Origin of the sequence: Komagataeibacter melaceti (assembly GCF_003403295.1) — a bacterium.
GTDB lineage: Bacteria > Pseudomonadota > Alphaproteobacteria > Acetobacterales > Acetobacteraceae > Komagataeibacter > Komagataeibacter melaceti.
Map to the genome: position 1 here is coordinate 1 of NZ_QUWV01000130.1, position 26,484 is coordinate 26,484.

Genomic DNA, 26,484 nt, shown 5'->3' on the forward strand with positions numbered 1-26,484 from the left:
CTGCCACCCCGCCCGACATGGCCCTGCCCCCTGCCATTGCGGCAGGTCGCTGCGCGCCATGGCAGGCACGGCCCGATATGCGGATCACGCTGTTCTTTGGCCAGCGCCGCCCCGACGGGCGGCGTGTGCGCGGGCGGGAATGGCGTGCCTTCGTGCGGGATGTGCTGACGCCGCACTTCCCCACGGGCTTTACGGTCCTGCGTGGCGCGGGGCAGTGGCAGGACCGTGTCAGCGGGCGGGTCGGGCGCGAGCCGGTGCGGATCGTATGGATCAGCGCACCCCCCGACCCAGCACTGCCCGCGCGCATCAACGCCATCCGCGATGCCTACCGCCAGCGTTTCGCGCAGCAGTCGGTCGGGCTGTCGGTGGCGGCGGGGTGCGGGGCGTTCTGAGCGGCGGGTCAGATACCGCCGGAAATGGGCAGGTTCACGCCGGTCATGTAGCTGGAATCATCACCGAACAGGAAGGCGACGACGCCGGGTATCTCCTCGATATTGCCATAACGGCGCATGGGGATGCTGCCGATCATCTGGCGGGCGACCTCATCGGGGTTGGAGGAGAAATACTGGCTGCCCGCCCGCGCCTGAAGTGCCACCTGCCGGTCCCACATCATGCCCGGCCCCATGAAGGCGGGGCTAATGGCGTTGACGCGGATGTTGTAGGGGGCAAGGTCCTTGGCCGCCACTTCGGTCAGCCCGATGATGGCGAACTTTGATGCCCCGTACGCCGCCATGTTGGGCGGCCCCTGCACGCCCGCCATGCTGGCGGTGTTGACGATCCGGCCATAGCGCCGCGCCACCATGTGCCGCGAGACATGCTTGAGCACATGGAACGCGCCACAGACATTGATGTGCATGACGCGGGTGAAATCGGCCTCCGGGTAATCCTGCACCGGGGCAAACGCGCCCTGGTAGCCCGCGTTGTTGAACAGGAAGTCGATCTGCCCCGTCTCCGCCGCCACCCGGTCAATGACTTCATGCACCTGCGCGCTGTCCGCCACATCACAGGTATGGACATGGATGCGCACGTCATGCTCGCCCAGCGCCGCGCGGGCCTGTTCCAGCTTTTCGGGGTCAAGGTCCAGCAGCACGAGGTCGGCCCCCATGGTGGCCAGACGGTTTGCCGTGGCAAGGCCGATATTGCCCGCGGCCCCGGTTACAAGCGCCACTTTGCCTGAAAATGGCTGCGGAAAACCTGACATTTCTGTCTCCCTGTTGGAAAATATGTGCCCGACCCGTCGGGACGGTTATGGAACGCGCCTGTCCAACGATCCTGTCCCCGGCCCGGTTCTGCGCGGTTATGCGCCATGGCGTGATGCTACAGCAAAAAACGTGACCGTCACCCCCGCGCGCCGTGGCCCCGGGCTGCATCAGGGGGCGTTCTGGATCTGGCAGCGGTGGTCCTGCAGTTCCTCGCCCGCCGCGCGGTCATGGCGGGCGGGGTCAACGTGGTCGTCAAGCACCACGAAGCCGTGCTGGCCCCCCGGCCATGCAACCCCCGCCACCACCAGCGTATGCTGCCCCATTTCATGAACCGGGTCGGCCATGTCGCGCGCCAGCAGGCTGAACGGCCGGATACCGGACGGGCTCTCGCCCCGTACCAGCCAGGCGCGCCAGGCATGGCCGTGCAGCGGCAGCGGGGTCCAGCGCGCGCCCAGCAGCGGCAATGCCTGGCGCAGGGCCTGTTTCACATCGGGGCTGAGGCAGTCCACATGGATGTGCAACTGGTTCTGGCTGCGGCCATGGGCGGAATTGATGGCCAGCGCCATGTCCTCCATCGGCAGGGGGTGCGCCAGCAGGCGGTTGAGCCGCGCGGTCTGCCGCCAGGCATAGGCAAAGTAGTCCGGCGCGTCATCGCGCGTGATGGCGGGGTCTTCCATGCCGGTCACGCGCCGTGTGGGAATGAGCAGGTACTGCCCCACCCCGACCCTGTCCTTCAGCACCGCGTAGCCCGCGCGCTGGTTGACCTCGGCGCAGGGGCCGGTCTGGCCGGGGGGTGCGCTCACGCAGCGTTCATGCACGATATGCCACAGCGCATCGGGGTTGACGGCGGCATGGACGGCATAGGCCGCGCACAGCGCGGTAATGCCCGCCAGCACAAGGGTGATCCGCCTCATGCGGGCCAGCCGACCGGTGCGGGCCGGTGGGTGGGGATGGTCTGGCGCTGGTGCGTGCCGCCGGGCATGACGGCTTCCCTCCTGCCTGTGGTCAGGTGGTGTTAGCAGGCGCGCGGCGTGGGGAAAAGGGATGGCGGGATATGTCCCGATCCGCCACCGGGTTTCTTTTCCTTTCACGGTGGCGGGGCAGGTTATCGGTTTTTCCTATTAACGGCCGGGCTTGTGCTGGCCTGCAATTCCACATAAGGAAGTGCGCGCACCCTGATAACTCCACCAGCATATTGCATTATAACCACATTTCGCATCCCGTAACGGACAAAGCAGGCGGCGGCCATGCGCCCGCCCCCCAGCCATGAAACCCATACACCATGCACCTGCCTGAATCGTTCAACCTGCTTTATGCCATTTCCGGCCTTGGTGTCGGGTTCCTGGTGGGCATGACCGGCGTTGGCGGCGGTTCGCTCATGACGCCGCTGCTGATCCTGCTGTTCAGGATCCACCCACAGGCCGCCGTGGGCACCGACCTGCTCTATGCCGCCATAACCAAGGTGGTGGGCACGCTGGTGCACGGGCGCAGCCAGTCCGTGGCGTGGCCGGTGGTGGGGCGGCTGGCCATGGGCAGCGTACCCGCCACGCTGGCCACCATTGGCGTGCTGCACTGGGCGGGCAGCCCGTCGGCGCAGGTGACGCATGTGATCTCGGTGGCGCTGGGGGTGGCGCTGCTCATCACCGCGCCCAGCGTGCTGTTCCGCCACCGGTTGCAGGCCCTCTCCCGGCGCAAGGCGGGTCAGGTCTCGCCGCGCATGACCGCGGGCCTGACCACGGCGCTGGGGGTTGTGCTGGGGGTCATGGTCACGCTGTCTTCCGTCGGGGCGGGGGCGATCGGCATGGCGGCGCTGGTCTTCCTCTATCCCGCGCTGGAGGTCCGCCAGCTTGTCGGCTCCGACATTGCCCATGCCGTGCCGCTTACGGCCATTGCGGGCATGGGGCACTGGTGGATTGGCGATATTGACGGGAAGCTGCTGTTCTCGCTGCTGTGCGGCTCGGTGCCCGGCATCATACTGGGCAGCCTGTGCGTGGGCCTGATACCCGACCGGGTGCAGCGCATCATACTGGCTGCCATCCTGATTACGGTCGGGCTGAAGGTAATCTGAATCCCCTCGCCCTGCTGGCGGGCAGGCTGCGGAACCTGCCGCTTTTACCCGTCGCGTTTGCATGCGCCGCCATGGCGGGCGACCCCGCCGCCACCGGAACCATGCGCGCCCTGCCCCGTGGATCATGACAGTATCGACCGCCCCGCTTCGTGCCGGGTGCAGCCGGATACTGTCATTTTTTCATGGCTGGCATCTGGTGCGCCATTGGGGAGCGGTGCAATCCAGAACCGGCAACGTGGTGAAGTAATGGTTATAACGATATTTCACCAATAACAGTCATGCCCCGGTTTCATGCACCGCACCCCGGATGCGGGGCGTGGATGGTGGGTGGCGTGCGCCGGTACCTGATTACAGTGCATTACTATGGAACATACGTGCCATGCCGCGCGCGGGGCCTGTGGGGGATAACGGGCGCGGCAAAGTATCCATATGGGCCAGCATCATGCCCGGTTCTTTCCGGCCATGGTCCATGACTGGTTTTTTCACGGCGGCAGGAAGTTGTGGGCGGGAAATACATCCGGCACGGGCCGCAGGCTTCACCCCCTGCCCCGTTCCGCAGGCCGCATGCCTGCCGGATGCAGGCGCAAATAATTATGTACGGGAATATATCGCCTGACTGAAATGATGCCATTCAGGGGCATGTATCGGTATGTAACGACAGGCTGACCGGCCAGATGTTTTTAGTCCGGTAATGACGTGGTCATGATGGTCGCGGCATGCGCGGGAAAGGCTGCCGCCATAAATACCTGCCATGCATGCAGGGGGATGATGGGGGCTGAAACACAAATACCCAGCCCGTTGCCGGGCTGGGTATTTGTGCAGTGGATGTAGCGGATTATTACGCCGCTGTTTCCGTTCCGGTCTTCTTGCGGCGGGGGCGGGTCTTGCGGGCGGGCTTTTCTGCCGGTTCGGCGGGGGCTTCGGGTGCCGGTTCGGCAACAACCTTGCGGCCCAGGCCGATCTTCTGCGCCAGCGAGGAGCGGTGCGCGGCGTAGTTGGGCGCGGTCATCGGATAGTTGGGGGGCAGTCCCCACTTTTCACGATACTGCTCCGGTGTCATGCCGTAAGCGGTCTGGAGGTGGCGCTTGAGCATTTTCAGCTTCTTGCCGTCTTCCAGGCAGATGACGTAATCGGGGAATACGGATTTCTTGATCGGCACGGCCGGCTGCAGCGGCGTGGGTTCGACCGCCTTTTCCGCACCGAGTGTCTTGAGTGCAGTATAGACAGTCTCGATCAGCGCCGGAATCTGGTCAACCGCAACCGTATTGTGGTTCGTATGCGCGGCCACGATTTCCGTCGTCATTGATACCAGTTCGGTATGCGGAATGTCTTTATTATCCAATTTCGCTTCTTTCCTTGGTAGATTGTCATCAGGAGACATATCTTGACCTATCAGTAATAATCATCCGCCTGTTATGCAACCACAATAAATCAACCTGATCGGTATTTCATGCCATTTTCTGTAGCCGGGCCGCATCTTCCTTGCGCGGATAATGGGGCATGGTGCTTGTCGTGACATTCCGGCTGGCATGACTGTATGCCAATCTTTCCCCGCTAATATCGTATGTTTCGCGTATATGCAATTATTTGTTTATAAATGTCCGGCAGGCCGGAAGCTGTTACCGGATTTTACCCGATATTGTTAAGGGATTGTCATTATTCTATCAGCATGGCGCATAAAATAAATACTCCATTCGCGGGGCCTTGCATTCATTCCCCACCCGCATGGATCGCGCCGTGGCGGGGCGCAGGGGCTTCATAAATATAGAACTTCCGGTTTATTTTATCATTTCGATATTGTATCTAAAATAACGCCCGCCGGTTACGTGCGCGAAATAACGGACAGGCGGCACTTTCGTTCCCCATGCATGGACCATGGGCATGTATGCACCCCGTTACGTAAAAAAAATGTGAAGCATGACCACGCAATGCCCCCCATGCCAGTAACGTGTGGCAGGTGGCGCGTAATGGGTGCGTATGCCCCAAATAATACCCCTGCCCCACCCGGCGGCATGCACCCGATGCCGCGCCGCACCGGCAGTTGGGGTATATTGTGAAATTACCTTTTCTTTACTTTATCGGCGCGCCGGATCAGCCCAGCCCGTCCACCATGATGTGCGGCAGGCCCCGGCTGCATGTCTCCACGCGTGCGGTAATGTCGTATGTCGTGCGTAACGTGGCGGGGGTTATGACATCGGTGGGCGCGCCCGCCGCGATGATCCGGCCATCACGCAGGATCACGTCGTAATCCGTCATGCGGATGGCAATATTCAGGTCATGCAGTACCATGACCGTTACGATGTTCCGCCGCGCGGTTTCACGGCGCAGGATGTCCATGACCGCAAACTGGTGGTGCAGGTCCAGCGCGCTCAGCGGTTCATCCAGCAGTAACGCATCGGGGTTGCGGCCCAGCGCCTGCGCCAGCCCCACAAGCTGGCGCTGCCCGCCGGAGAGTTCATCCATGTACTGCATGGCCAGGTTGGCAATGCCAAACACATCCAGCATGCGCAGCGCCGCATCCACCGCGTCATCCTCATCCCGCGCGGGCGGCAGCGTGGTCAGGGCGTGCTGTGCGGCCAGCAGGGATTCCAGAACCTGCAGGTGGACCATGGCGGGCAGCGCCTGCGGCAGGTACAGGCAGCGCTGCGTGCGGCGTGCGGGCGGCATGCGCGACAGGTCATCCCCGTTCAGCATGACCGTGGCGTGGCCGCCATCGGCCCCCAGCCCGGCAATGGCGCGCAGCAGCGTGGACTTGCCGCTGCCATTCGGCCCCAGCAGCGCCGAGACCTGCCCGCGTGGAAAGGGGCCGACACTCAGGTCATCCAGCACGGTGCGGCTGCCATAGCGCACGCTTACATGTTCGGCGCGCAGTCCCTCGGTCATGACAGGCCGCGCCTGCGCAGTACGATGGCCAGGAAGAACGGAATACCCACCAGCGCCGTCACGATTCCGGTCGGGATCACCACGCCGGGCATGATGTTGCGCGCCGCGACCGAGGAAAGGGACATGACCAGCGCCCCCACCAGCATGCTGCCCGGCAGGTAGAAACGGTGGTCCTCTCCCAGCAGCCGGCGGGAGATATGCGGCGCCACCAGCCCGACAAAGCCGATCGTGCCGACAAACGAGACCGCCAGCGCCGAAAGGATGCTGACCCGCAGCAGCGCGCCACGCCGCACGCGGGGCACGTCCACCCCCAGGCTTGCCGCGCGTTCCTCGCCCATGCGCAGGACGGTCAGCTTCCATGCCGCGCGTAGTGAAAGCGGGGTGACGAGCGCACATGCCGCCGCCAGCAGCCCCAGCTTGGGCCATGTCGCGCGCGTCAGGCTGCCCATGGTCCAGAACACCAGATCCTGAAGCGCGTCCTCATTCGCCACGAACTGCAATAGCGAGACCAGCGCATGGAACGCGAAGACCAGCGCAATGCCAAACAGCACCACCGTGCCCGTGCCCGCCCCGCGCCTGCGTGAGACCATGTCCAGCAGCAGCACGGAGCCGATGGCGAAAATGAACGCATCGGCCGAGACGACCCATGCATCGGGCACACCGGGCAGCCGCCATTGCAGGATGATGGCCAGCGACGCGCCAAACGCCGCCGCCGCCGAAACGCCAAGCGTGAAGGGGCTGGCCAGCGGGTTGGCCAGCACGGTCTGCATTTCCGCCCCCGCCAGCCCCAGTGCCGCGCCCACGCACACGGCCATGAGCGCATAGGGCAGCCTGATCTGCCACACGATCACCCCCTGCCCCGCCGGTACGTCATGCGGGTGCAGCAGGGTCTGTACCAATGCCGCGGGTGAAAGCCCCGACGGGCCAAGGCAGAAATCCAGCACCACCGACCCCGCGATCAGCCCCGCCAGCAGCCCCAGCACGCCCAGCCGCCGCCGCAGCAGCGCCCGGTAGCCCGCGCGCACCTGCCGGGCGTAGTCGGTCAGGCCGGGTTCGCTCCGGGTTCCCGCACCTGGTGTGTCATCAGGGACGCGCATTGATCCAGAACGTCCCTTCCTGACTTACGGGGAGGAACCGGGTGTAGAGTTCGCGCTGCGTCGCATCGGGGTCCACATCGGCAAACAGCGTGGGGTGGAACCATTTCGCCATGACCTCGACCGCGAGGATGTTGTACGGCGAATCATAAAAGGAATGCCACAGCCCGTAGGCGTGCCCGCCGGTCACGGCGCGCAGGGTGGAAATGCCGGGCCGGTCCATGACCTTTTCCAGCGAGGCCCGCGCCAGCGCGGGCGTGACCTCCGCCCCCATGCGCAGCCCCGGCCCGCTGGCCTTCGGGCCCTTGGTGCCGTCGGCTATATAGATGTCGGGATCGGCGGAGATGACCTTTTCAAGGTCGATGTCGCCAATATAGCCCGGCAGCAGGGGGGCGGCGATGTTCTGGCCGCCCGCCGCGTCTATGAACGCGCCCATGTTGCCCCGCCCCGCCGTGTGGCAGCAGCTCTCACGCATGGCGGCCAGCATCTCGATGAACACTTTCGGCCGCTGCGCCTGCGGTACGGCGGCCACGCGCTCGGTCACGCGCCTGAGGTGGGACTGGTAGAAGGCCACGTAGTCATCGGCCTCGTGCTCACGGTGCAGCACGCGGCCCAGTATCTGCATGGACGGCACGGTGTCGCGCAGCGGGTCGGCACGGAAATCAACGAAGATGACCGGGATATGCGCGCTTTCAAGCTGGGCCACCAGTTCGCTGGACTTGCCCGGCCCATGGCCCGATATGGTCAGGATGGCAAGGTCGGGATGCAGGTCGAGCACGCGCTCGGGGCTGACGGTATCGGCCGTGGTCTTGCCGATCAGCGCGATGTTGGCCGCCTGCGGGAAGGTGGCGAGGTACTGGTCGTAGCTCTGGGTATCCGCGCCACGGAATTCGCCCTGCCAGCCGACGATCCGGTCAAACAGGTGCTGCTTTTCCAGCGGGGCGAGCGCGTAAACCAGCCGCCCCTCGCCCAGTATGATGCGGTAGACACTGTCCGGTATGTCAACCTGCCTGCCCGCCAGGTCGGTCACGCTTTCGGCCCACGCGCCGGTAGCGCCCGCAAGCCCCATGACCAGCCCCGCGCAGCATGCGAGGGTGCGCACCCCGTCCAGTATCCGTCCCATCATATGCGCCTTATTTCTGCGGATAGGCGAAGTTGAACGTCTCGCTGAACGGCGGCCAGAAGCCCGGCGTGCCGGTTTCCTTGTCCACATGGTGCAGGAAGCCGTTCTGCTCGGGCGAGGAATAGGTCAGCACCACCGTATAGCGGCCGGGGCCGTCCATCTGCACGTTATCGGCGTAATGCGGGCCGTCCTTGGCGGTCATGAAATGCATGGTGCCTTCGGCCTTCCACGTCGTGTGGTCCTTGGTCAGCACGTAGCCGATGCTCAGGTACGGCACCCATGCGCCCTCGGGGTAGCCCCACACATTGTCCGCCGTGGCGTGCACGTCGGTTTCAAGGTGGATGGTGTCGGGCTTGGTGTTGTCGGTCATGCCCGCGGGCATGGGCGAGACCATGATGCCGGTCAGGTAGCTGGATGCGATTTCCATGTCATGTTCATGCACCGGCCCGCCGATCGGGTATTCGCGCGCATGCGCCACCGTGGCCCCCACAGGCAGGGACGCGACAAGAAAAGCCAGAAGTGTCTGTTTCGTATTCATGTGACGGTTTCCATAAAATGCGGCTTGAAGCGATAGATGTCTGATTATTCTTATTTTTATGCGGCAATACCGTAAGCAGGTCGCGGCTTCCCTTCCGGCGGTTCCCTAATTTTGGTAATGATAATTGTTATCAGTGTCAACCGGTGGTATGCCCCATTTCCGACACAGACGGAGACCGCTGTCATGATCACCCACCCCTTTGCCTTCATGAGACTGCCGTACTGGCTTCTCACGGCGCTTGACAGCCGGATGCTTCATTTCTGGCTCCAGCCGGAACACTACCTGATCCGTATTGCCCACTTCCTCAGCATGGCCATGTTCTTCGGCATGGTCATGCTGCTTGACATCGGCATCCTCAACCCGCGCATGACATCACGGGTGGCGCCCGCGGCACAGCTTATGGTGCGCCCGCTGCACATAAGCTTCGCCATCGCCATGGTGTCGGGGGTGATCCTGTTTTTCTATGATCCCGTGCGCGTGGGCAGCCGGGCCTACCTGTCGCCCAAGCTGCTGCTCATCACGCTGGCGCTGGTCAATGCGCGGTGGTGCCACCGGCGGGTTTACATGCCCATCATGCGCGCGAACACGGTCGTGACATGGCAGGCGCGCATGGGGGCATGGCTGTCAATGGCGCTGTGGACCGGGGTGATGGTGATGTCGTGCCTGAACAGCGAGGGCGTGCCCAAGGTTTTCCTGCGCTGACAGGCGGATAACAGCGGTTTGCGCCTGGCGCGCCAAGGTGACAGGGCGCGCCATATGGAGTATGGATGCACGGTGAGACTGACACACGCGAAAAGGATGCATCCATGCGTAAAATAGCCACTCTGGCCGCTGTTGCGGCCCTTGCGGGGGCGACGGCGGCCCATGCCGAACCCGGTGGCTGCCTGAAATACGGCGCGGTGGGCGCGGTGGGCGGCCATGTGGCGGGCCACCACAGCGTGATGGGCGCCGCCGCCGGTTGCGTGACGGGCATGTACAAGCGCCATGAATACCGCAAGGAAGCCAAGGCCAAGGCTGCGGAATATGACAAGGAACATCCCGGCGCCAAGGGCACCTACCAGGAAAAGGCGACGGCGTATGACGTGGAACACTCCACCACGCCGGGCAAGATGACGCCGGACACACCCCCCGCCCAGCAGCCTGACGGCGCGCAGAAAATGTAAGCCCGCCCCGCGGGCCTGACCGCCGTGTCCGGGCTGTCGCCTGCGGGAGATTTATTTTTGTCATTACTCAGGTTTTGGCAGAACTCTTATCCATGAATGTAGTTAAGGGTCTGTGGATCTCGTGACACCACACCGTCTCCTAATCCCTTAACTTGGCGTCCCGCTCCGGCGGGGCGCCATTTTTTTATGCACGGTTGCGGACGGTTACGTTTCAGGCCGGTTTTTCACGCCATGTTACGTGCGCGGCGGATAGCATCGCGCCTCGGCCCCCGGCAGGCACCCGGCCTGTGCGGGTTACGGGGCCGGAGTGGAAACATGCATGATAAAGACATTGCCCGCCGTCATGGCCTGCCTGTCCCTGCCCATGGCCCCGGCCATGGCGGATGAAGGGGCGGCGCTGTACCAGTCCCACTGCGCCATGTGCCACATGGATGGCGCGCAGGGCCAGCCGGGCCGTGTGCCGCCGCTGGCCGGGCGCATGGGCCGCCTGTCCGCTACGGGCGAAGGCAGGCGGTATGTGGCGGCGGTGCTGCTCAATGGCATGATGGGGCGGATCATGGTGGGGGATGAGACCTATGCAGGGTTCATGCCCGTCTTCCGCATGCTGTCCGACACGCAGGTCGCGGCCACGCTGAACCACCTGGCCCGCCTGCCCGATGGCGCGGGCGCGGCCCCCTATACCGCCGCCGACATTGCGGCGGCGCGCATGGAAAAACTCTCGCCCCCCGCCGTGACCGACCGGCGCACGATGCCCGAGGCGCGCCTTCCCCCACCCTGAAAAAACAGGTTGCGGCCGTTTTGCGTTCACATAACCGCGCGCCGGGTCATCCATGCTGGCGGGGGTGCGTTCTGCGCTGTGGCCTGGCCGCGCGGCGGGCGTGATCGTGGGGCGTGTGATCGTGCGCCCGCCATGCTTTCGCGTGTGCAACGGTGCGTCGTGTCGCAACATCAGGAAAAACGGAATACGTGCATGGCCCGTCATCAGGAATACGCCACCGCCGCCCCGCTGGGTTACATGGGGCTGGGCATGGCTACCGTGCTGCTTGGGCTGCACAACGCGCAGCTCGTGCCGCCGGGGGCGGCCGTGGTGGCCATGGGGCTGGTCTGTGGCGGGGTGATGCAGTTCTGCGCGGGCATGCTGGAATATGGCACCGGCAACACCTTTGGCCTGACCGCCTTTGTCGCACTTGGGGCGTTCTGGCTGTCCTTTGTGGTGTTGGCATGCCTGCCGCAATGGGGGCTGGCGTCCGATCCCGCCCCCGTGCTGCTGGGCAGGTATATGTGGGTGTGGGCGGTGTTCGCGGCCATTCTGGCGGCGGGGTCGCTGGTGGCGTCGCGCGTGCACCAGATCGTGTTTTTCAGCCTGGCGGTGCAATTCGTGCTGCTGGGCTGCGCGGGGGTGTTCGCGCGCCCGGTGCTGATGGTGGTGGGCGGCTATGCGGGGCTGCTATGCGGCATCGGTGCGATCTACCTTGCCGCCGCCGCCGTGCTGGAGGCCCAGTTCGACCGCCCCGTCCTGCCCACCGGCCTGCCCTCGGCCCCCGCGCCGCGTGCGGGGCATGATGAGCTGCTGGTGCAGCTATCCTGACACCACCTTCCGGCCACGGGTCGCAGCCCATGCGCGTTCACGCTCCAGCAGAAGCTGCTTGCGCATGACCCCCCACCTGTAGCCCGACAGGCTGCCATCGCCCCGGATGACCCGGTGGCACGGAATGACCACCGCCAGCGCATTGGCGGCGCAGGCGCGGGCCACGGCACGGGCCGCGCCGGGCCTGCCCACGCGGGCGGCCAGTTCGGCGTAGGTGATGGTGCTGCCACACGGTATGGCGCGCAGGGCCTGCCATACCTGCTGCTGGAACGCGGTGCCCGCGGGCAGCGTGTTGGCGGACCATGGGTGGGGGGGTGTCTGCGCGCCATTGCCCGGCACGGACCATGGGCGTTCGATGCAGGCCGTGACCATGGCCAGGCAGGCTGCCATGTCGCCCTCACGCGCGGGGCGTGCGGCGGGATGGCGGGCAAGGAGTGCGCGTTGCAGCGTGGCGGGGTCATCGCCCAGGGTTATGGCGGCAAGCCCGTCATCACCCACGGCCACCAGCACGCAGCCAAGGCTGGTGGTGCCGGTGGCAAAACGGAGCGTGGCGGGCCGCGCGCCGTGCGGGCGGTGTGGCGATGGTGTCATGCGCAGGCTCTCCCCCCATGCGCCATGCCGCCCGCCCGCGGGCCGGTTGGCCCCTAGCGCAGGATGCCGGTATGCCCGATGGAGTAGCGCCCCGGCTGGGGCCATACGGTCAGGCCATGCGGTTCCTGCCCCACGGGGATCTTGCGGGTGGCGCCGGTTGTGGTGTCGATGGCGTAAACCACATCATCAAAACGGCCGGAAAGCCACAGGGTTTTTCCGTCAGCGCTCACATTGCCCATGTCGGGGCTGCCGCCGCCGGGAATGAGCCACTGGGTCACCACCCTGTCAGTGGCGAAGTCGATCACGCTCACCCCGCCCGCCTTGCTGTGGGGGCGGCCATGGATCTTGTGCGAACCACGGTTGGCCACGTACAGCTTCGTGCCGTCGCGGCTGGGGTACAGGCCGTGCGCGCCAGTGCCGGTGTGGATGAACCCTGTCTCACGGAAGGTGTCGCCATCAATGATGAACACGCCATCGGCATGCATGTCGGCCACGTAGAACTTGTGCCCGTCCGGCGCGGTCAGCACATCCTGCGGCATGCCCCCGCCCGACAGCTTGAGATAGCCCAGCACCGTGCGGTTGACGGTATCGACCTTGGCCAGGTAGCCGCCGAATTCACAGGTGAAGATGGCGTAACGCCCGTCGATGGAGAAATCGGCATGGTTCACGCCCCGGCATTTGGGCACCGAGACCGAACCCTGCAGTTCCATGGTGTGCGGGTCACGGAAGTCCAGCCGCTCGCGCGCTTCGGCCACGGTGATGGCGGATTTGCCATCGGGGGTGAAATACATGTTGTACGGGTCATCGACCGGCACGTTGGGCAGCGGCTTTGTCGTGCGCGGGTCGATGGGGGTCAGGCTGCCCTGTGTTGACCCTTCGGCGTTGTTGGTGACCCACAGCGTGCGCAGGTCCCATGACGGCACGACATGCTGCGGGCTTTCACCCACCTTGAAGCGCGAGACGACCTTATAGGTGCCCGGATCAATCACATATACGTTATTCGAGCGCAGGTTGGGCACGTAAACGCGCGCGGGGTCCTGCGCCACCTCCGGGTTCAGGTGGCCGGCGGTGGTCTCGGTATAGATGTTGTGCGGGTCAATGACGGGCGGCATGCCGGGGATGGTGTCCACCCCCTGCGCCAGGGCCGCCCCGCCAGACAGCAGCAGCGCGCCCAGTCCCAGAACCGGCAGTTTTTTCTTTTGTGTCATAATGTGATCCTGTTCCTCGCGGCCCCTATAGCACGCTGTACGGGCGGCGCAATCAGTTCGGATTCTGTCCTGTTGGGTCGTGTTGCATGGCCGCAACTGCGGCGCTGACCTGCATGTCGGCCCCCACCTCGCCCAGGGCCGCTTCGGCATGGCGGGGGTCGCCGCCGTACACGCCCTGTGCCGCCGTGGGCAGCGGGGCCACGCGCAGCGCCTGCGTGCGGACAAGCGTGGGGTCCACCGCCAGCATGAGCGACGTGTCCGACACATCGGCATGCTGGCCCACCTCCGCCGCGTGGCCGTTATTGCGCAGCCATGTGGCGTAGGTGGTGGCGATCACGTCGTAATAGGCCGGGATGTACAGCACATGCCCCCCGCGCCCGTGCCAGCGCCAGTTGAGGGTATCGGCCACGGCGCGCAGGTCGCGCTGGTAGCCGCCGTGGTCGCCAATCAGCACCACGCGGGTGAAGCCCTGCACATGCAGGCTTTCCGCCGCATCGGTCAGCATGGCGCGGAAGGTGGAGGGCGAGAGGCTGATCGTGCCGGGAAAGCGCATGTGCGACGTGCGCGGCGCGGTGCTGCCCTCGGGCACGTAGGCCACCACGGGGGCGACCAGCGTGTGCCCCGCCTGCCGGGCGATGCGGCGGGCCAGCGCCATGGCGCGCACGTCATGCTTGCCCACCGCGATGAAGGGGCCACTCTGTTCCGTGCCCCCCACGGGGATGATGATGGTGGTCGTGCCCGCGTGGATGGCGTCACGGATCTCGGTCCATGTCAGCGCCGCGAAATCAACGGTGTCGGGCGCGGTGCGCGCGGGGTGGAGTGCTGGCGGCAGGACCGACTGCGGCAGGAGTGACGCCGCCATGGCGGGCGCGCGGGCGGGCATGGACAGCCCCAGCGCAAGGGCGGCTGTGGCCAGCAGGGTGATGGCCGGTGGGGCGGGGCGTTGACGCATGTGGCGGCGGTCCTTGTGCCGGGTGGTGCATGGCGCATGCTGTGCCCTGCCCCCGCGCGCTTGGCAACTGCCATGCGGCACGGGAATGAAACCGCCCCCGCCCCGGCCCGTTGAAGGCGCACAGCCCCCATTGCAGGTTTTCCGGCCATTGCGCCGCATTCCTCCCCTAACAGAACGGATACGCGAGCACCCCATGAGCAAAGCCCCGCATTCTTCCGCCCTGCCCCCTACCCATACGGGAAACGGTGGTGAAACCCACCAGACGGCGGGCGGTGACGTTCCGGTCATGACCACCCAGCAGGGCGTGCCGGTGGCGGATGACCAGAACACCCTGCGCGCGGGTGCGACCGGCCCCGCGCTGATGGAGGACTTCCACTTCCGTGAAAAGATTTTCCACTTCGACCACGAACGCATCCCCGAGCGCGTGGTCCATGCCCGTGGCTATGGCGCGCATGGTTATTTTGAACTGACCGACAGCCTGGCCGATGTCTGCCATGCCGATATTTTCCAGCGCGTGGGTGAGCGCACCCCCGCCTTCGTGCGGTTTTCCACCGTGGCGGGCAACAAGGGCTCGGCCGATACGGTGCGCGACGTGCGCGGCTTTGCCGTCAAGCTGTACACAAAGCAGGGCAACTGGGACATCGTGGGCAACAACATCCCGGTGTTCTTCATTCAGGACGCCATCAAGTTCCCCGATTTCGTGCACGCGGCCAAGCAGGCGCCCGACCGCGACTTTCCGCAGGCGCAGACGGCGCATGACAATTTCTGGGATTTCGTGTCCCTCTCGCCCGAGGCGACGCATATGGTCATGTGGGCCATGTCCGACCGGGCCATCCCGCGCTCCTTCCGCTTCATGGAGGGGTTTGGCGTCCACACCTTCCGCCTGATCGACGCGCAGGGCCGTTCGACCTACGTGAAATTCCACTGGAAGCCGAAGCTGGGCCTGCAGTCCATCGTGTGGAACGAGGCGCTCAAGATCAACGGCGCCGATCCCGACTTCCACCGCCGCGACCTGTGGCAGGCCATCACCAGCGGCCATTACCCGGAATGGGAGCTGGGCGTGCAGCTGTTCGATGATGCCTTTGCCGACAGCTTCCCCTTCGACATCCTCGACCCCACCAAGCTGATCCCCGAGGAGGTGGTGCCCATCCGCCGCGTGGGGCGGCTGGTGCTGGACCGGATGGTGGACAACTTCTTTGCCGAGACCGAGCAGGTCGCCTTCTGCACCCAGAACATCGTGCCCGGCATCGACTTCACCAACGACCCGCTGCTGCAGGGCCGCAACTTCTCGTATCTCGATACCCAGACCAAGCGCCTTGGCGGCCCCAACTTCACCCACATCCCCATAAACGCGCCCAAATGCCCGTTCCACAACTTCCAGCAGGACGGGCACATGGCCATGCACAACCCGAAGGGCCGGGCCAATTACGAACCCAATTCGTGGTCACAGCCCGCCGGTGGCCCGCGTGAAAGCGCGGATGGCTACCGCTCCTTCCCCGCCGAGGTATCGGGCGCCAAGCAGCGCCAGCGTTCGGACTCCTTTGCCGACCATTACAGCCAGGCGCGCCTGTTCTGGATCAGCCAGACCCCGGTGGAGCAGACCCATATCCGTGATGCCTACATCTTTGAACTGAGCAAGGTCGAGACCCCGGCCATCCGCGCGCGCATGGTCAGCCACCTGCGCCATGTGGACGAAGGTCTGGCCAAAGGCGTGGCCCACGGGCTTGGCCTGTCCCCCCTGCCCGAACCGGCAAAGGCGGCCCGCCCCGTGGTGGAGGGGCTGAAGCCCTCGCCCGCGCTGAGCATACTCAGGAACGGGCCGGACAGCTTTACCGGCCGCAAGCTGGGCATTGTGGTGACGGATGGCGTGGACCACCACATGCTCACCGCCCTGCGTGACGCGGTGGCCGCCATTGGCGGGACGGTGGAACTGATCGCCCCCACCGTGGGCGGGCTGAAGGACAGTACGGGCAACCCGCTGGTGGCGCAGCAGCGCATCAATGGCGGCCCGTCGGTGCTGTATGACGCGGTGGCCCTGCTGCCCACGGTGGAGGGCGCGAACACCCTGCGCCATGAGGCCACGATGCGTGACTTCATTGCCGATGCCTATGCCCATGCCAAGTTCATCGGCCATAACGACGCCGCCGAGATCCTGCTGGCGGCGGCGGGGCTGCACCCGCGCATGCGTGACGAGGGGGTGATCGCGCTGGAGGGCACGATCGACGCCGACCGCTTCGTGCAGACCTGCGGCGCGCTGCGCCTGTGGGCGCGGGAGGGACGGGTCCACACGATCTGACCCTGCCCGCTTGCAACCGGCCGCCAGCCTTTCCACACTATGGCGGCCGGGCTGTCCCGCCCGGCGTGACGGAACAGCAGGAACCCCGCGCATGACCGATACCCCCGCCGCCCCGCGCCCGCAGGTGTCCATCCTGTACTGCACGCGCTGCAACTGGATGCTGCGCGCGGCGTGGATGGCGCAGGAACTTCTCTCCACCTTTGGCGAGGACTTGGGCGGGGTGACGCTCGTGCCCGGCAGCGGCGGCAATTTTGAAATTACCGTGGATGGGCAGGTGGTATGGGAGCGCAGGCGCGATGGCGGCTTTCCCGGCCCGAAGGAGCTGAAGCAGCGCGTGCGCGACGTGATCGCGCCCGAACGCGACATGGGCCATATCGACCGCAGGCCCTGACACGCGGCGCATTGCAACCACCCTGCCCGCACCCCACCTGATGGGCATGAAAACAACCATTCCCCCCATGGCGGGCGGGGCGCATGTCGCCCCCGAACTCGCCCGGCTGCGCAACCTTGCCACGGTGCTGGACGCCGCCTTCCGTATTCCCGGCACGCGGGCCCGCTGGGGGCTTGACGCGCTGATCGGCCTGCTGCCCGTGGGCGGGACGCTGGTGATGCTGCTGCCCTCGCTCTACATCGTATGGAAGGGGTGGAAGCTGGGGGCTGGCCGCGCGCTGGTGGCGCGCATGCTGGCCAATGTGGCGGTGGAGGTCGCGGCCGACTTCGTGCCCGTGCTGGGCGATGTGTTCGATGTCGCGTTCAAGGCCAACCTGCGCAACGTGGCCCTGCTGGAACAGCATTTCGGCGCGGCGGGCGCGGATCGTCGCCATTGAGCCGCATCCCGTCCTGTTTGCCCGCCTGGGGGTTTCAACGGCATTGACGCCTGCCTTGTCCGCGCAGCCGGGGCAATATCCTGCTTTCACGCAGGCCGCGGGGGTAACGCCCGCCGGGCAGGTGGCCTGCGCCCCTGCCTCTGGACGCGGGGCGCGCGGGCGCTAGACTGCGCGCTCCAGTCCGGCCCATCTATACAGTTACAGAGACGGTTCACCATGGCCCCTTCCCCCCTGCAACAGGTCATCACGGAGCTTACGCCCCTTCTGGGTGAGCGGATCACGGTCAATGACGCCATCCGCGAACAGCACGCCCATGGGGAAGGATGGATGCGTGCCGCCATGCCCGGCGCGGTGGCGTTCGCGGCCAGCACGGCGGAAGTCTCGGCCATCGTGGCGCGCTGCCATGCCCACAGGGTGCCGGTGGTGGCGTTCGGGGCCGGGACCTCGGTCGAGGGGCACGTCACCCCGCCCCCCGGCGCGCTCAGCCTCGACCTGTCGCGCATGACCGATATCATCGCCGTCAATGCCGATGACCTTGACTGCCGCGTGGAAGCGGGCGTGACACGGCAGGCGCTGAACGCGCAGCTACGTGACATGGGGCTGTTCTTTCCCGTTGACCCCGGTGGCGAGGCCACGATTGGCGGCATGTGCGCCACCCGCGCCTCGGGCACGGCGGCGGTGCGCTACGGCACCATGCGTGAAAACGTGCTGGGCCTGCGCGCGGTCATGGCTGACGGGCGCGTGGTCGATACTGGCGGCCGGGTGCGCAAATCCGCCACGGGCTATGACCTGACCGGGCTGCTGGTCGGTTCCGAGGGCACGCTTGGCATCATAACCGAGGTACAGCTCCGCCTGCATGGCATACCCGAAACCCTTGCCGCCGCCGTGTGCCAGTTCCCCACGCTGGAGGCCGCCGTGGCCACGGCGGTCACGATCATTCAGGCGGGTGTGCCCATCGGGCGGCTTGAACTGATGGACGAGGTGCAGATGCACGCCAGCATCCGCTACTCCCGGCTGGAGGGGTACCAGGACCTGCCCACCCTGTTCCTTGAATTCCAGGGCTCCCCCGCCAGCGTGCGCGAACAGGTCGCGCTGGTGGAGGAAATCGTTACCGACAACGCCGGCCTTGGCTTTACATGGAGCGAGAACAGCGAGGAACGCACCCGCCTGTGGAAGGCCCGCCACGCCGCCTACTGGGCCACGCTGGGCCTGCGCCCCGGCCATTACGGGCTGGCGACCGATGCGATCGTGCCCATTTCGGCGCTGGGGGAACTGATGCTGGGCGTGCGGGAGGACATCCGCCGCTCGGGCCTGTGCGCGCCCATGCTGGGGCATGTGGGGGATGGCAATTTCCATACCCTCATCCTCGTCCCGCCCGAGGATGGCGGGTACGAACGCGCGCTGGAGCTTGACCGCGCGATCGTGCGCCGTGCGCTGGCGCTGGGCGGGTCGTGCAGCGGGGAGCATGGCATCGGCATGGGCAAGATCGAGTTCATGGAGGCCGAACACGGCGCGCCCGCGCTGGATGTGATGCGTGCGATCAAGCACGCGCTCGACCCGCTGGGCATCCTCAACCCCGGCAAGATGCTGCCCCCCGTCCTGTCCTGAAGACGAGGCACGACGCCCATGTCCACCCCCACCGACCATATCCTCGCGCAGGCGCTCGATCTGCTGCGGCAGGGCCGTTTCGCCCATGCCCGCGCCCTGCTGGAACCCTGCGCCGACACCCCGCGCGCCGAGATCCTGCTGGCCCATGCCCATGCGGGCTGCAACCGCGTGCAGGAGGCTGCGCGCCTGCTGTGCCGCCAGGCCCATGCCCACCCCGCCGCGCGCCACCCCGCGCGGGACATGCTGGACCTGCTGCTGGCCCATGACCGGGTGGATGAGGCCGAGGCCGTGCTGCGCGCCGTGCGCCAGCGCGCGGGGCGTGACATCCGCACGCATGACATGCTGGGCGAACTGCTGCTGCAACGCGGCCGCAGCGCGGAGGCACAGGCCGTGCTGGCCGAAGGGCTGGCCCTGTCGCCCGCGCAGTTGACCACCGGCAACCTCATGGCGGTATGCCTGATGGAACAGGGCGCGTTTGCCGATGGGCGCGACCTGCTGGGCTACATCCTTGAACACCACCCCGACAGCGCGATGACGCACGCCAACCTTGCGCACCTGCTGGCGGCATGGAACCGGCACGATGCGGCACTTGAGGCTCATGCACGCGCCCTCGCCCTGCGGCCCGAAGACCCCCGGCTACGCATGAACCACGCCCTGACCCTGCTCAGGACCGGGCAGATGGAGCGGGGATGGGCGGAATATGAATGGCGCCACCGCCTGCCCGGCCGCCTGCGCCTGCCGCCCGCGCAACTGCTGCCGGTGCTGGAGCCGGATGCGGACCTGCGCGGGCGGACCATCCTTGTCACGCGTGAGGGGGGACTGGGCGACATGCTGATGATGCTGCGCTTCCTGCCCGTGCTGGCGGGCATGGGCGCGCGGGTGTTCGTGCAGGCCCCGGCCACGCTGCATGGCCTGATCCGCCGCATGGGCTGCGTGCGCCGCGTGTTTGATGAACGCCGCGCCCCGCCCGACCATGACTGGCACTGCCCCTTCCTCAGCCTGCCGCGCGCGCTGCACCGTACGCCGGGCCATGCGGGGGCGGATGTGCCCTACCTGCGTGCCGACCCGCAACTGGTGCGCCAGTGGGCCCCCTTCCTGCCCACGGGCACGGGGCTGCGCGTGGGGCTGGTGTGGGGCGGGGCCAGCCGGCCCGACGTGCCCGCCGCCCATGCCATGGACCGCCGCCGCTCGGTCCCGCTGCGCGCGTTGGCCCCGCTGGCGGGGCTGGCCGGTGTCAGCCTGGTCAGCCTGCAGATGGGGGCCTACACCCGCCAGATGATGGACATGCCCGCGGGCATGCGGCTGTACGACCCCATGGAAAGCGTGCGCGACATGGATGACACGGCCGCCCTGATTGCCGGGCTGGATGTGGTGGTGTCGGTCGATACCGCCATGGCCCATCTGGCGGGAGCCATGGGCTGCCCCGTGATCCTGCTGGACCGGTTTGACAACTGCTGGCGCTGGCTTTCGGGGCGGACGGACAGCCCGTGGTACCCCACCCTGCGCATCGTGCGCCAGATCACGCCCGGACAGTGGGAGGACGTGGTAAGCCGCCTGTACAGCATGCTGGGCCGGCGCGACCTGCCGCCATCGCGCATGCCGGCGCTGCTCAGAACCTGAACACGAAATTGGACTGGTAATAGGTGCCGCTTGCACCCCCCGCCGCATCCAGCGCGCGTGAGGCCATGAAGCGCGAGACATACTGCGTCCAGGAAAAATGGGCGTTGATCTGCCACGCCAGCGACGCCTGCGGGGCCATGCCGATGAACCGGCCCCGGAAATCCCCGCCAAAGGCATAGGTGCCCGAACTGCGGTAAACCCCGTCATTCACGTTGTCGCGCCAGAACAGCGGGTACTTGACCTGTATGCTGACCGAAGGGTGCGGCGTGAAGCGCACCAGCGGCGCGAAGCTGATCAGGTTGGAGGGGTTGATGTAGGTTGTCGTGTCCAGATAATTGGTCTGCGGGCTGAACGGCGCGATATAGGTGCCCACCGCCCCGTCACGGCGCGCGGCGTCACCGCCGGAATATACATCGGTCTGGATACCGGCAAAGGTGTGCAGCGCCCGGTCGTGCAGGCGGTAGCCCAGTGTGGAATTGATGGCGAAGGCGTTGACCGCGCGCGGCGCATTGTCGGTGGCGTTGCGGAACACCCCGCCCTGCCAGATCGCGCCCAGCGAGAACTCGAAGGGCCCCGCCACCCCGTGCCAGCGCACGCCGAAATTGTTGCGCGTGTCCGACCCCCGCTCCGTGCCGGTGGGCGTGGCCACCACGCCCGATGTGCTGCCCAGCTTGTAGCCGATATAGAACGCATCGACAAAGGAGTAGCCCTTCCCCCCCATGAAGGTGAAGTCCGGCGGGGCCCATGTGGCGTTGAAGCCGTACAGGCGGGTGGCATAGTTCTCGGTATCGTGGAACATGCCGGTCTCGCCATCATTCGTCTGCACGAAATCCCATGCGTCGATACGGATGCGCGGCCAGATCATGTATGCGCGAAACCCGTTCCATGACAGCGGCACATTGGGCGTATCGCGGTTGTAGATGACATAGGACGGGGTATCGAGAAACTGCTGGCGGCCGAACATGAACCCGCTATGGGCACCCAGCATGTCCCACCGCCCCTCGACAAAGGCCTGCTGCGCATCGAGCCGCTTGCGATAGGTCGTGCCATAGCCGTAACCGCCCCAGCCGCCCGCGTCACCATTGACCAGCTGGCCAAAAAAGCGCAGGTGCATGCCGATATGCAGGTCCGCGCCGTACAGGTTGCGCACGGTAAAGCGGCCGGAATCGTTATTGTTGCGGGTGCCAAGCTGGGGGCGTGATTCAAACCAGTTGCGCAGCCGTGTCTCGCCCGAAAAGCTGAGCCAGACCGACCCGCTGCGGTTGAGCGGGATGTATTTCAGCACATCGAATGCGTCATCATGCTTCTGCGTGCGCAGCCGGCTCCAGTCTTCCGCCCATGGCGCCACGCCGTAGCGGCCCACCGGGCCGAAGCCCGCGGCCTCGCCATCGCCACGGTTGAACACGCCCCAGTCATACGGGTGGCCGGTGCGGCGGTTTTCAGCCCCGCCCATGCGCACCGGCTGGCCCACCGGGTTGGCGGCGGGATAGAGCATGATGGCCGGGCGCGAACGGGCATGCACCACCACGTTTTCCCCGCCCGGCGCCTGTGGGGGCGTAGTGGATGGCGGGGGTGTGCGCGTGTCATCGGCGGCGTCCGCCCGCCCGCCCGGCGCGGCCACGGCGCAGGACAGGACAAGCAGCAGGACCAGCATACGCATATCCGCTGGTTTACGGGTCGCCGCCCTGCTCACATGGATGTCCGCCCCCTGCCGGTCATGATGGTGGAGCGGCTGCCCCCCCGGCAGCCGCATGCCGCGCGCCGCCCGTGCGGTGCGGGACCGGCCGGGCGCGTAATGGCACGCGCAGCATAGCCCCTAACGCATGCCGTGACGAATTTCCATGGCTTGCGGGTGGGAACGGGCGCGTGGCCCGCTGCGTCAGTCCAGCCGGACGGACGGGCGCACGAACATGTCCAGCCAGTCCACCAGGCACGAGATCGTGCCGCGCACCGGCCCGTACAGCTCGAACTGGTGCTGGCGGTAGAGCATGAGATGCACCATGCGCGCGCTTATGCCGCGCAGCCACCCGCCACCAAAGACCGACCCGCCGGGAAAGGTGCCCCAGCCATTATAGTCACCCAGCGCCACGACCGCGCCCTTGTTATGGAAGCTGAAGGGGGCGAGCGTGCCGCCGTTCATCCATGCAGGCAGGGTGCGCGCAAGGTGGTGGGCCTGCTGGCGCGCGGCCTGCGCCGTGGGGGCCACGGGGCCTTCGGTAATGAAGGCGCAGTCGCCCATGGCGAAGATGTGGTCATCATCCATGACCTGAAGTGTCGGGCGGACCTCAAGCTGGCCCGAGCGCGAGAGCCTGAGCCCGTCGAACCTGTGGGTCACGTCCGGGGCCTTCACGCCCGCAGCCCACACCCGCAGCCGGGCGGGAACGCGGCTGCCATCCTTCAGGATGAAGCCTTCTTCATCCGCGCCGCTGACCATGGCGGATGTGCGGACCGTAACGCCTATGGCCTCAAGCTGGCGGGAGGCGGCTTCCGACACGGATTCAGGAAAGGCGGGCAGGATGCGCGGCCCGGCCTCAAGCAGGGTGATGCGCAGCCTGGGCGGCTTTTCGCCAAAGCTGTACAGCGAGGCGATGTCGAGCGCCTTGTGCAGTTCGGCCGCAAGCTGGGTGCCCGTCGCCCCCCCGCCCACGATGGCGATGTCCAGTTCCTGATGGTTGGCGAAGGCACGCAGCAGTTCCATGCGGAAACGGTCATTGAAGCCGTTGGCATCCACCAGGTTGTCAATGAACAGGCAGTGCTCGGCCACGCCGGGGGTGCCGAAATCATTGGCGCGGCTGCCCAGCGCCAGCACCAGCGCGTCGTAGCCAAGGCTGCGGGCATCCACCACCGGCTTCCCGCTGAGCGGGTCGGTAATGGGGGCGAGCGAGATGGTGCGGGCCTTGCGGTCCAGCGCCGTGATCTCACCGGGCCAGAAATCGAAATGGTGGCGGCTGGCCTGTGACATGAAGCTTATGCGGTCATTTTCGTTCGCGGCCGTACCGGCGGCGAAACAGTGCAGCATGGGCTTCCAGACATGGGCGAAACTTTTGTCAACCAGCGTGATTTCCGCCCGCCCCGTGCGTCCGACCGAATTGCCCAGCCGCGTGGCGAGCGCAAGCCCTGCAACACCGCCGCCTACAATAACGATACGAAACTTATCTGCCATCTCACCATTGCTCCAAACCCGCACGCACAGCGCCACGGGCCATTACGGAACCCCCCGCTACGCTGCAATTCCTGCACTTTTGCCCCGGCCGCGCCCGTGGGGAATGTCCCCTGCCCGGACCATGTTCACGGCCTGCTGCGTGACAGCCCGCCTGTGTGGATGCGCCCCGCAGGGCCACCCCGGCCTGACCCATCAATACAGGACCCGATGTGTGCTGAACAGGGGGCACGCACGCCTCGCGCCCATATGTGAGGGGAACGAGGGCTTTTACCACCTACGGCAATGGGCGGGTCTGGCAAATAGACGCGTGTAGCGGTAGTAAATCCCGGCTCCGGTTCACCAAGGATCAGTTCCATGGCGGGAGCATCCGCGTACGGGTTTGTCAGTGCCTCGAACTGTCATTTCTGGGAGGGCTTCCGCTCCTGTCCAGCGCGCCATCATGCCCTGCCACTGCGGGTCTTCCATGGCGCCCGTGGTGTAGAAATCAGACCTGCCCACAGGCAGGTGTTTAATATCCCACAGGGAATAAACCTGAACCGCACCGTCAGGCTGTGTTACCCTGATGGTCTGGTCAATAATCTCGACTCCCCGATGCTTCTGCGTTCTGCGCATGAAATTGATGGAACTTTTCAGGAAATTAAAAAACTATCATTTTTTTGTAATAATATTGTATTATCAGTCGATGCATATTTTTCTGCCCTCGCGCTGCCAGACTTCCTATCTATTAATACGGCAGAATCGAATATTATTATAACAAAATAGATCATAAAACAATTTTTCACGCCGTAATTTCAAACAATATGACATAATCATCTAGAAATTATAAAATATAATGTATTAAATATATATGTATTTTTTAAAATTGCAGATTAAAATCAATGTGCAAATCGCATCTATGAAATGCAGGAAAATTGTTACATAAAACATGATGAATCTTAGTGTGACGACTTGTAGGGATTTTTCAATTGCCTCTTAGACCAGATATGATTGTAGATGCTCTGCGGACTCTAGGGCGACCAGCTCATGCTCCGGAAATTTATCGAGAGATTTGCAGACTTTTCCCTGATGAGCGTTTTGGAAGCACACCCGTAGCTAGTATTCGGGCACGATTACAAGAATCGTGTCCGCAATCTGGACAGTTCACAGGTCGTCGCAGTCTATTCCGTCGCATATCTCCAGTCGAGACTCGCGAGGGGTTATGGAGTTTATTAGAGCAGGCTAATACTCCCCTTAGGGATAATATGCTTGACGACTTGAAAAATATTGGTCTCAGTCAGGGGGATGAGGAAACTGAGCGAACAACATTAGCTCAAGCGCGAATTGGTCAAGGTAAATTTCGTCGGGATCTTTGTGTCGCATGGAATAGTGCATGTGCTGTCACAAATGTTGCGGTTCCGGAACTTATTCGTGCTTCTCATATCAAGCCATGGAGAGAGTCTAATAACGAAGAACGATTAGATCCCAATAATGGACTTTTATTAATGGCAAATATTGACGCTGTATTTGATAAGTATCTTATATCATTTGAAGATAATGGATCTATGATATTTTCTCGAGAATTGGGTGAAAATCCACACCTATTACTTGGAATTCAGGAGAATGCATCCATTAATCGGCCACTTAATCAGCAGCAAAAAAATTATCTCCGTGAGCACAGGCAGAAGTTAAGGTGACAAAAAATATCATTTTTCAACACCAAAATATCAAATATATTTATAATATAATATCTTATGAAAGTAATTTATTACAATAAATTAGATAAATTTTATCGTATTGCAGATGAGGTGAGATTCGACCTCAGATATCGATAACAGCTTTTCAAACTTCCCCATCTCATGCGGATTGACCTGAAAAAATTCTGCACGGCGACCCGGTGCCGCACGCGCGGCCATACTACTCTGCTCTTGAAGCCGTACTGAATTTTTGTTTGGTCATCCGTGTAAAGGATGCTCTCGGCTTTGTCCTCATCTGCACAGTACGTTCGCGAGCAGGTGATACCTTCTTGAGGCTTCCCATATCAATGTCTCGTCGCTTGCCACTTTTCTGGATACGACAGAATCAAGATTTGCTGCCAAGGGGTGTTACCGCAAAATATAGCTCGTTACCATCTTCATGGTGTCTGGTCAGTATTACAGCCAAAAACCAGCCGCCACATTCATCCCATCACGGCTTCAAGGCTGGCAAAACCGGCCGGGGCATAGACCGTAATCCCGTTACGCCGCAGCAGCGCCGCCGTGACCCCCTGCCCTGCATGGCGGGTGCCGGTGAAGTGGCCGTCATAGATAAAGCTGCTCCCGCATGAGGGGCTGCCGTCCATCAGCAGGGCAAACCGGCAGTTGTGGCGTCGTGCCAGATCCAGCGCCAGATAGGCCCCGGCCAGAAACGGGGCGGATACGTCATGCCCGGTAGCTTCATGAACACGCGCTGACCCATCCAGAACGGTGGCGCCATCCTGACCGGGGGTAATTTCGGCGGTAATGGGCCGCTTGAGGCCGCCTTATGAGTAAGGATTGTGACTGGTAACTTACCGTCGTTAACGACGTCGTTATTGACGTCGTTT

The 26,484-nt window shown here is 64.4% G+C and carries 26 protein-coding genes; 13 read left to right on the plus strand and 13 right to left on the minus strand.

Annotated elements, in window-relative coordinates; translation table 11 throughout:
* The coding region (locus tag DY926_RS13305; RefSeq protein ID WP_148707796.1) for a DUF3574 domain-containing protein at positions 1 to 392 on the plus strand (392 nt) is incomplete at its 5' end.
* 8 nt (positions 393 to 400) lie between these two features.
* On the opposite strand, the gene DY926_RS13310 is transcribed toward DY926_RS13305, so the two are convergent.
* Both DY926_RS13310 and DY926_RS13315 read right to left on the minus strand, forming a co-directional pair.
* The gene (locus tag DY926_RS13310; protein WP_116703803.1) at positions 401 to 1,201 is read right to left on the minus strand and encodes an SDR family NAD(P)-dependent oxidoreductase; all 801 of its coding nucleotides are present in this window, start codon (positions 1,199 to 1,201) and stop codon (positions 401 to 403) included.
* Positions 1,202 to 1,369: 168 nt separating this feature from the next.
* A complete protein-coding gene (locus DY926_RS13315; RefSeq protein WP_116703804.1) occupies positions 1,370 to 2,116 on the minus strand; it encodes a CDP-diacylglycerol diphosphatase in 747 nt (248 codons plus the stop codon).
* A gap of 368 nt (positions 2,117 to 2,484) precedes the next feature.
* Here DY926_RS13315 and DY926_RS13320 point away from each other — a divergent pair, with 368 nt between their 5' ends.
* Positions 2,485 to 3,270: a sulfite exporter TauE/SafE family protein gene (locus DY926_RS13320; protein WP_116703805.1), complete on the plus strand. Its 786-nt coding sequence runs from the start codon at positions 2,485 to 2,487 to the stop codon at positions 3,268 to 3,270.
* An 838-nt stretch (positions 3,271 to 4,108) separates the two neighbouring features.
* Here DY926_RS13320 and DY926_RS13330 read toward each other — a convergent pair.
* The 5 genes from DY926_RS13330 to DY926_RS13350 form a co-directional block, all read right to left on the minus strand.
* Positions 4,109 to 4,612: a MucR family transcriptional regulator gene (locus DY926_RS13330; RefSeq protein WP_116703807.1), complete on the minus strand. Its 504-nt coding sequence runs from the start codon at positions 4,610 to 4,612 to the stop codon at positions 4,109 to 4,111.
* Between the two features lie 749 nt (positions 4,613 to 5,361).
* Positions 5,362 to 6,153: an ABC transporter ATP-binding protein gene (locus DY926_RS13335; protein WP_116703808.1), complete on the minus strand. Its 792-nt coding sequence runs from the start codon at positions 6,151 to 6,153 to the stop codon at positions 5,362 to 5,364.
* Positions 6,150 to 7,250: a FecCD family ABC transporter permease gene (locus DY926_RS13340; protein ID WP_116703809.1), complete on the minus strand. Its 1,101-nt coding sequence runs from the start codon at positions 7,248 to 7,250 to the stop codon at positions 6,150 to 6,152. The genes DY926_RS13335 and DY926_RS13340 overlap by 4 nt, the downstream gene beginning before the upstream one ends.
* A complete protein-coding gene (locus DY926_RS13345) occupies positions 7,237 to 8,370 on the minus strand; it encodes an ABC transporter substrate-binding protein (protein ID WP_116703823.1) in 1,134 nt (377 codons plus the stop codon). Before DY926_RS13345 ends, DY926_RS13340 begins: the two co-directional genes overlap by 14 nt.
* A 10-nt stretch (positions 8,371 to 8,380) precedes the next feature.
* Positions 8,381 to 8,908 (minus strand): iron transporter, encoded by a 528-nt coding sequence (locus tag DY926_RS13350; RefSeq protein ID WP_116703810.1) that lies wholly within the window; start codon positions 8,906 to 8,908, stop codon positions 8,381 to 8,383.
* 183 nt (positions 8,909 to 9,091) lie between these two features.
* Here DY926_RS13350 and DY926_RS13355 point away from each other — a divergent pair, with 183 nt between their 5' ends.
* From DY926_RS13355 to DY926_RS13370, 4 genes are all read left to right on the plus strand, one after another.
* Positions 9,092 to 9,610, plus strand: a complete 519-nt coding sequence (locus tag DY926_RS13355; RefSeq protein WP_116703811.1) for a hypothetical protein — start codon at positions 9,092 to 9,094, stop codon at positions 9,608 to 9,610.
* Positions 9,611 to 9,714: 104 nt separating this feature from the next.
* Positions 9,715 to 10,071, plus strand: a complete 357-nt coding sequence (locus tag DY926_RS13360; RefSeq protein ID WP_116703824.1) for a hypothetical protein — start codon at positions 9,715 to 9,717, stop codon at positions 10,069 to 10,071.
* 319 nt (positions 10,072 to 10,390) lie between these two features.
* Positions 10,391 to 10,849 carry a c-type cytochrome gene (locus DY926_RS13365; protein WP_241503216.1) on the plus strand — a complete coding sequence of 153 codons (459 nt, stop codon included), beginning with the start codon at positions 10,391 to 10,393 and terminating at the stop codon, positions 10,847 to 10,849.
* 192 nt (positions 10,850 to 11,041) lie between these two features.
* The gene (locus DY926_RS13370; RefSeq protein WP_116703812.1) at positions 11,042 to 11,659 is read left to right on the plus strand and encodes an acetate uptake transporter; all 618 of its coding nucleotides are present in this window, start codon (positions 11,042 to 11,044) and stop codon (positions 11,657 to 11,659) included.
* Here the strand turns inward: DY926_RS13370 and DY926_RS13375 are convergent.
* The 3 genes from DY926_RS13375 to DY926_RS13385 are packed head-to-tail and all read right to left on the minus strand — an operon-like array spanning position 11,651 to position 14,320.
* Entirely contained in the window at positions 11,651 to 12,250 is a 600-nt protein-coding gene (locus DY926_RS13375) for a methylated-DNA--[protein]-cysteine S-methyltransferase (protein WP_116703813.1), read from the minus strand. The genes DY926_RS13370 and DY926_RS13375 overlap by 9 nt on opposite strands.
* Before the next feature lie 53 nt (positions 12,251 to 12,303).
* Positions 12,304 to 13,458, minus strand: coding sequence for a YncE family protein (locus tag DY926_RS13380; RefSeq protein WP_116703814.1), 1,155 nt, complete (start codon positions 13,456 to 13,458; stop codon positions 12,304 to 12,306).
* 52 nt (positions 13,459 to 13,510) lie between these two features.
* A complete protein-coding gene (locus DY926_RS13385) occupies positions 13,511 to 14,320 on the minus strand; it encodes a creatininase family protein (RefSeq protein ID WP_116703826.1) in 810 nt (269 codons plus the stop codon).
* 283 nt (positions 14,321 to 14,603) lie between these two features.
* On the opposite strand from DY926_RS13385, the gene DY926_RS13390 reads away from it, so the two are divergent.
* The 5 genes from DY926_RS13390 to DY926_RS13410 all read left to right on the plus strand — a co-directional run bounded on the left by DY926_RS13390 (position 14,604) and on the right by DY926_RS13410 (position 20,761).
* Positions 14,604 to 16,706 carry a catalase gene (locus tag DY926_RS13390; protein WP_116703815.1) on the plus strand — a complete coding sequence of 701 codons (2,103 nt, stop codon included), beginning with the start codon at positions 14,604 to 14,606 and terminating at the stop codon, positions 16,704 to 16,706.
* A gap of 91 nt (positions 16,707 to 16,797) precedes the next feature.
* Positions 16,798 to 17,097 carry a SelT/SelW/SelH family protein gene (locus tag DY926_RS13395; protein ID WP_116703816.1) on the plus strand — a complete coding sequence of 100 codons (300 nt, stop codon included), beginning with the start codon at positions 16,798 to 16,800 and terminating at the stop codon, positions 17,095 to 17,097.
* 46 nt (positions 17,098 to 17,143) lie between these two features.
* The gene (locus DY926_RS13400) at positions 17,144 to 17,533 is read left to right on the plus strand and encodes a DUF4112 domain-containing protein (RefSeq protein WP_241503218.1); all 390 of its coding nucleotides are present in this window, start codon (positions 17,144 to 17,146) and stop codon (positions 17,531 to 17,533) included.
* Positions 17,534 to 17,749: 216 nt separating this feature from the next.
* Positions 17,750 to 19,141 carry an FAD-binding oxidoreductase gene (locus DY926_RS13405; protein WP_116703818.1) on the plus strand — a complete coding sequence of 464 codons (1,392 nt, stop codon included), beginning with the start codon at positions 17,750 to 17,752 and terminating at the stop codon, positions 19,139 to 19,141.
* Between the two features lie 18 nt (positions 19,142 to 19,159).
* Complete coding sequence (locus DY926_RS13410) at positions 19,160 to 20,761, plus strand: tetratricopeptide repeat protein (protein WP_116703819.1); 1,602 nt, start codon at positions 19,160 to 19,162, stop codon at positions 20,759 to 20,761.
* On the opposite strand, the gene DY926_RS13415 is transcribed toward DY926_RS13410, so the two are convergent.
* Together DY926_RS13415 and DY926_RS13420 are read right to left on the minus strand one after the other, a co-directional pair.
* Positions 20,751 to 22,514: an alginate export family protein gene (locus DY926_RS13415; RefSeq protein WP_116703820.1), complete on the minus strand. Its 1,764-nt coding sequence runs from the start codon at positions 22,512 to 22,514 to the stop codon at positions 20,751 to 20,753. The genes DY926_RS13410 and DY926_RS13415 overlap by 11 nt on opposite strands.
* A 126-nt stretch (positions 22,515 to 22,640) precedes the next feature.
* A complete protein-coding gene (locus DY926_RS13420) occupies positions 22,641 to 23,924 on the minus strand; it encodes an NAD(P)/FAD-dependent oxidoreductase (RefSeq protein WP_116703827.1) in 1,284 nt (427 codons plus the stop codon).
* Positions 23,925 to 24,278: 354 nt separating this feature from the next.
* Between DY926_RS13420 and DY926_RS17055 the strand changes: the two genes are divergently transcribed.
* A complete protein-coding gene (locus DY926_RS17055; protein ID WP_148707797.1) occupies positions 24,279 to 24,686 on the plus strand; it encodes a hypothetical protein in 408 nt (135 codons plus the stop codon).
* A gap of 479 nt (positions 24,687 to 25,165) precedes the next feature.
* Positions 25,166 to 25,597, plus strand: coding sequence for an HNH endonuclease (locus DY926_RS17350; protein WP_158551997.1), 432 nt, complete (start codon positions 25,166 to 25,168; stop codon positions 25,595 to 25,597).
* 482 nt (positions 25,598 to 26,079) lie between these two features.
* Here the strand turns inward: DY926_RS17350 and DY926_RS13430 are convergent, their stop codons facing one another.
* Positions 26,080 to 26,403 (minus strand): DUF523 domain-containing protein, encoded by a 324-nt coding sequence (locus DY926_RS13430; RefSeq protein WP_116703822.1) that lies wholly within the window; start codon positions 26,401 to 26,403, stop codon positions 26,080 to 26,082.
* Positions 26,404 to 26,484 lie beyond the last annotated feature (81 nt).